General features: G+C 54.9%; 5 protein-coding genes and 2 pseudogenes. 2 read left to right on the forward strand and 5 right to left on the reverse strand.

Annotation, left to right across the window (positions count from 1 at the left end):
• Window positions 1–269: transposase (locus ACTBDU_RS15850; protein WP_438807144.1), on the reverse strand; the 269-nt coding region annotated here is incomplete at its 3' end.
• A gap of 73 nt (window positions 270–342) precedes the next feature.
• Here ACTBDU_RS15850 and ACTBDU_RS15855 point away from each other — a divergent pair.
• Window positions 343–1232 (forward strand): annotated as a pseudogene (locus tag ACTBDU_RS15855) (excinuclease ABC subunit UvrA); the annotation flags it as partial.
• Between the two features lie 213 nt (window positions 1233–1445).
• On the opposite strand, the gene ACTBDU_RS15860 reads toward ACTBDU_RS15855, so the two are convergent.
• The 4 genes and pseudogenes from ACTBDU_RS15860 to dnaB all read right to left on the reverse strand — a co-directional run bounded on the left by ACTBDU_RS15860 (window position 1446) and on the right by dnaB (window position 5088).
• Window positions 1446–1847 carry an MmcQ/YjbR family DNA-binding protein gene (locus ACTBDU_RS15860; RefSeq protein WP_438807145.1) on the reverse strand — a complete coding sequence of 134 codons (402 nt, stop codon included), beginning with the start codon at window positions 1845–1847 and terminating at the stop codon, window positions 1446–1448.
• 3 nt (window positions 1848–1850) lie between these two features.
• Entirely contained in the window at window positions 1851–2267 is a 417-nt protein-coding gene (locus ACTBDU_RS15865; RefSeq protein ID WP_438807146.1) for a secondary thiamine-phosphate synthase enzyme YjbQ, read from the reverse strand.
• A gap of 74 nt (window positions 2268–2341) precedes the next feature.
• Window positions 2342–3539 (reverse strand): annotated as a pseudogene (locus ACTBDU_RS15870) (aromatic amino acid transaminase).
• Window positions 3540–3678: 139 nt separating this feature from the next.
• Window positions 3679–5088, reverse strand: coding sequence for a replicative DNA helicase (gene dnaB, locus ACTBDU_RS15875; RefSeq protein ID WP_438807147.1), 1410 nt, complete (start codon window positions 5086–5088; stop codon window positions 3679–3681).
• Between the two features lie 179 nt (window positions 5089–5267).
• On the opposite strand from dnaB, the gene ACTBDU_RS15880 reads away from it, so the two are divergent.
• Window positions 5268–5536 (forward strand): transposase (locus ACTBDU_RS15880; protein ID WP_438807148.1); only part of this gene is annotated, 269 nt, incomplete at its 3' end.

Here is a 5536-nt window from a genome sequence, read left to right on the forward strand (position 1 = left end):
AGCGCTGTAGCCTTTTTTAACATTTCGTTTTCCATTTCAATGCGTTGTACCTTCTTCTTGAGCTCACGTATTTCGATTTGTTCCGGAGTTATGGGAGAGGCTTTTGGCGTTTTCCCCTGTCGCTCATCACGCAGTTGTTTTACCCATTTCGTCATCGTAAAAAAGCCGACGTCCATGGCTTTTGCTGCTTGCGCGGCGGTGTAATTTTGGTTGACAACCAGTTGAGCGGATTCGCGTTTGAATTCAGGACTAAAATTTCTTCTTTTCATTGGTGCACCCGTGTTGTTCCAAGGTGAGCATATCACCTCTGTTCAGGTAGCCAAATTCAGTGTGCCGCTACACTTCCCGGTGGCGCAGCGCCAGCTTAACGGCGCCGCCACTACCGAAGTGGCGCCCTATCGCGAAGTTCAGGGCCTGGCGCATTTTGATAAGCTCATCGATATCGACCAGAGTCCGATCGGCCGGACGCCGCGCTCCAATTCCGCGACTTACACCGGCCTTTTTACGCCGGTACGTGAGCTGTTCGCCGGCGTGCCGGAATCCCGCGACCACGGTTATACGCCGGGCCGTTTTAGCTTCAACGTACGCGGCGGACACTGCGAGGCTTGTCAGGGCGATGGCGTCATCAAGGTGGAAATGCATTTTTTGCCGGATATCTATGTCCCCTGCGATCACTGTAAGGGCCAACGCTATAATCGTAAAACGCTGGAAGTGAAATATAAAGGAAAGAATATCCATCAGGTGCTGGAGATGACCATCGAGGAAGCGCGCGAGTTTTTCGACGCCGTTCCCGCCCTGGTGCGTAAGCTGCAAACGCTGATAGATGTCCGGGGGCGAGGCGCAGCGGGTGAAACTGACGCGCGAGCTGTCCAAACGCGGCACCGGGCAAATGCTGTATATCCTCGACGAACCGACGACCAGTCTACATTTCGCCGATATCCAGCAATTGCTGGCGGTGCTACATCAGCTGCGGGATCAGGGCAATACTATTGTGGTCATTAAGCATAATCTGGATGTCATCAAAACCGCGGATTGGATCGTCGATCTCGGCCTGGAAAGCGCTAACGGCGGCGGGCGAAATCCTAGTCGCCGGCACGCCGAAAACGGTGACGGCCTGCAAAGCCTCCCATACCGCGCGCTCCCTGCGGCTCGATCCTGGAACGAGCGCTGCAAAAAGTATAAACAAGCCGGCGGGTCAAAGTGCGCCCCGCATCGGGGCCGCCTTCTTTTAACGGTTGACGTTCGCGGCCGCACTGCTGATCTGCCGGCGCACTTTATGGCGAGACGCTGCGGGCACTCGCCAGCCTTATCGGCACTGATGTGCCTCCAGACACTGGCGCGACGCGACGCCGGCATGCCGCTGCCAGACCAATACTCACCGCTCGGCACCCGGGCGCCATCGCGCGTCTGAATGCCTCTGCCGTCAGACGCCGCGCCTCAGATATTCAGCGTCTGACGCGTCGCTTCCGGCAGACCGGCCACCGCCCATTGCCCATTGCCCATTGCCCATTGCCCATTGCCCATTGCCCATTGCCCATTGCCCATTGCCAGGAAGCGTCTACCAATTGATACAGCTGGGAATCGGGAATATCACCATCGAGAAACAACGTGCTCCAATGGGCTCCATTCAGCCGTTCGCCCGGTATTGCCGTAGCGAACGCGCTGCGTAATACTTCAGCCATTTCGGCGCTGCTTTTTAATGACACCGCCGGTCTGCCGTCTACGGTGTCGGTCATGGCAAACATCACCTCCCCGACTTTTACCTGGTTAGCCTGCCACTCTTGACGACCGCTTTGCACAACGCCCGGTTTTGTCATGCAGTAGCTCAATAGCGTCGATTGATCCATGAATTATTCCCCCTGCAAAGTAGCGACGATACGGCGGCCGCCGCCGCGGTTACGATGTTCGCCCAGCCAAATACCTTGCCAGGTGCCCAACAACAGCGTGCCGTGCCCCACGGGCAACAACAGTGAGCTGCCAAGCAGAGAAGATTTGATATGCGCCGGCATATCATCCGCCCCTTCATCATCGTGCAGATAGGGGGCCGATTCCGGGACCTGACGTAAAAAATGGTTTTCCATATCGGTTCTGACGGTGGGATTGCAATTTTCATTAAGCGTCAAAGATACGGAGGTATGCTGCAGCAATAAATGCAGCAGCCCGGTGCGGACTGCGCTTAGCGACGTCAGTTGGGAAAGGATTTCATCCGTGACCAAATGAAAGCCGCGCGGTCGGGCTTTCAGGGTCAGGGTCTGTTGGTGCCACATAATCCTGCTCCTTTGTTGATCACTTAGTATAGTGGCAACGCGGGAACAGGTGAAAACCGGTCACGGTAGGGCGATTACTGCACTGCCGCGAAGGCCTCGGCCACTTTAGCGACATTGGCGGTATTCAGGGCGGCCAGACACATCCGGCCACTGTTGATCAAATACACGCCGAAGGTATCGCGCAAATCTGCCACCTGCACCGGGCTGAGACCGGTGTAGCTGAACATGCCGCGCTGACGCAGGAGATAATCAAATTGATGGTTCGGCAGCCTGACCTTCAATGCCGCCACCAGGCTCTGGCGCATTGCCAGAATACGCTGGCGCATTGCCGCGACTTCCTCACGCCACAGGGCATTCAACGCCGGTTTGTTCAGAACTTGCGCCACAACCTGAGCGCCAAAGTTTGGCGGACTGGAATAGTTGCGGCGCACGGTCGCCTTCAGCTGACCCAGCACCTGCTCGGCTTCGCTCGCGCTATCGCAGACTATCGATAGCTCGCCCACACGTTCGCTGTAAAGGGAGAAAATCTTCGAGAAAGAATGGCTTACCAGGAAAGGCAAACCCAGTCGCGCCATTTCGCGCACCGCAAAGGTGTCTTCCTCCAGCCCGTCGCCAAACCCCTGGTAGGCCATATCCAGAAAGGGGATGAGCTGCCTTTCAGCCACCACCGCGATAATCTGCTCCCATTCGGAACTCGTCAGGTCCGAGCCGGTCGGGTTATGGCAACACGGATGCAGCAACACAATGCTGCGCGGCGGCAATTGCTGGAAACTGGCCAGCATTGCGCTAAAGTTAACGCCCAGCTTCTCATCATCGAAATAAGGGTACCGGTTCACCTGGAATCCAGCGCCGGGAAAAATCGCCACATGGTTTTCCCAGGTCGGGTCGCTGACCCAGACCTGCGAATTCGGGAAATAACATTTGAGAAAATCCGCCCCGACTTTCAACGCCCCTGACCCGCCCACGGTCTGAATCGTGGCGATACGCGACGCATTGCGCATCGGATGATCTTCACCGAACAGCAAGGCCTGGGTGGCGCTGCGGTAAGGTTGGCAAGCCTTCCATCGGCAGATAGGACGACGAGCTTGACGTCGCCCGGGCGAGCAGCATGGCTTGCGCCTCGGCGACGGCCTGCAGTTGGGGGATGATCTCCTGTTCGTTATAATAGAGGCCAATGCTTAAATTAACCCTGTCAGGTCGCGGATCCTGTTTATAGGTTTCCATCAGCGTAAGGATGGGATCTCCCGCATAAGCATCAACATTTCCGAACACGCTGCAGCTCTCCTGGATTTACGGGCGCAAAAGTGCGCCCACTAATCACAATATCAAATAAAGAGATTTGAAGGGCGAATAAGTTAACAAAAAGCGTCAAAAATGGGAGCACGATAGAAAAATCGCGCGTCGGGCGCAATCACTCATCGTCATATTGCGAACCAGCATAATTGTCGAATCGTGACCACTGTCCGTTGAAGGTCAGCCGCACGGTGCCAATGGGGCCATTTCGCTGCTTGCCGAGAATAATTTCAGCGATACCTTTCATGTCGCTATTCTCGTGATAAACCTCATCACGGTAGATAAACATAATCAGATCGGCGTCCTGCTCGATAGAGCCGGACTCGCGCAGGTCGGAGTTGACGGGGCGCTTGTCGGCGCGTTGTTCTAGGCTGCGGTTCAGCTGCGATAATGCCACTACCGGTACCTGCAGTTCTTTAGCCAGCGCCTTCAGCGAACGGGAGATTTCGGCGATTTCCAGCGTGCGGTTGTCGAACAGCGACGGCATCCGCATCAGTTGCAGATAGTCGATCATAATCAAACTCAGGCCATCATGTTCACGGAATACCCGTCGCGCGCGGGAACGCACTTCTGTTGGGGTCAGGCCCGATGAGTCATCGATGTACATATTATTGCGTTTTTCCAGCAGAATCCCCATGGTGCTGGATATCCGCGCCCAGTCCTCATCGTCCAGCTGACCGGTACGAATCCGGGTTTGATCGACGCGAGACAGCGACGCCAGCATACGCATCATGATCTGTTCGCCGGGCATCTCCAGGCTGAAGATCAGCACCGGTTTTGCCTCGGTCATAGCGGCGTTTTCACATAGGTTCATAGCAAAGGTGGTTTTCCCCATGGAGGGGCGCGCGGCCACTATGATCAAATCCGACTTTTGCAGCCCGGCGGTCTTTTTATCCAGATCGAGATAACCGCTGGACACGCCGGTCACGCCGTCGTGCGGCTTCTGGTAAAGCTGTTCGATGCGCGCCACCGTATCCTCAAGAATACGGTCGATGCTCTTCGGACCTTCATCCTTACTGGCGCGATTCTCCGCTATCTGGAACACCCGCGACTCCGCCAGATCCAGCAGATCCTCGCTGCTGCGCCCCTGAGGATCGTAACCGGCATCCGCGATCTCATGGGCGACGCTTATCATTTCTCGTACCACGGCCCGTTCGCGCACGATATCGGCATAAGCGGAAATATTGGCGGCGCTAGGGGTGTTTTTCGATAGCTCCGCCAGATAAGCAAACCCACCGACCGCGTCCAGCTCCCCTCTTTGTTCCAGGGATTCCGAAAGCGTGATCAGGTCAATAGGCTTATTTAGCTCCAACAGACGCTGCATCTCGCCGAAGATAAGGCGATGGGGACGATTAAAGAAATCGTTGCCGGTTACCCGTTCGGCGACATTGTCCCAGCGTTCGTTATCCAGCATCAAACCGCCCAGCACCGATTGCTCCGCTTCCAGCGAATGGGGCGGCATCTTCAGACCTTCAACCTGGCGGTCGCGAGTAAAATTTGCTTTGTTAGACGGCTTTTTTTCTGACATGAAAGAGTACTTTACCTATCTAAAAGTCCTCGAATAAAGGCGCATTGTATCCTTTCTCGTGTCGAGATCCTATGCGCTTTGCAAACCACGCCGACTCATGCTTTGTTTGTAGTGGCACACTGAATTTGGCCACCTGAACAGAGGTGATATGCTCACCTCAGAACAACACGCGTGCACCAATGAAAAGAAGAAATTTTAGTCCTGAATTCAAACGCGAATCCGCTCAACTGATTGTCGAGCAAAATTACACTGCCGCGCAAGCAGCAAAAGCCATGGACGTCGGCTTTTCTACGATGACGAAATGGGTAAAACAACTGCGTAATGAGCGACAGGGGAAAACGCCAAAAGCCTCTCCCATAACTCCGGAACAAATCGAAATACGTGAGCTCAAGAAGAAGGTACAACGCATTGAAATGGAAAACGAAATGTTAAAAAAGGCTACAGCGCT

The sequence above is a fragment of the Sodalis sp. (in: enterobacteria) genome (assembly GCF_051710625.1).
GTDB lineage: Bacteria > Pseudomonadota > Gammaproteobacteria > Enterobacterales > Enterobacteriaceae > JBPESN01.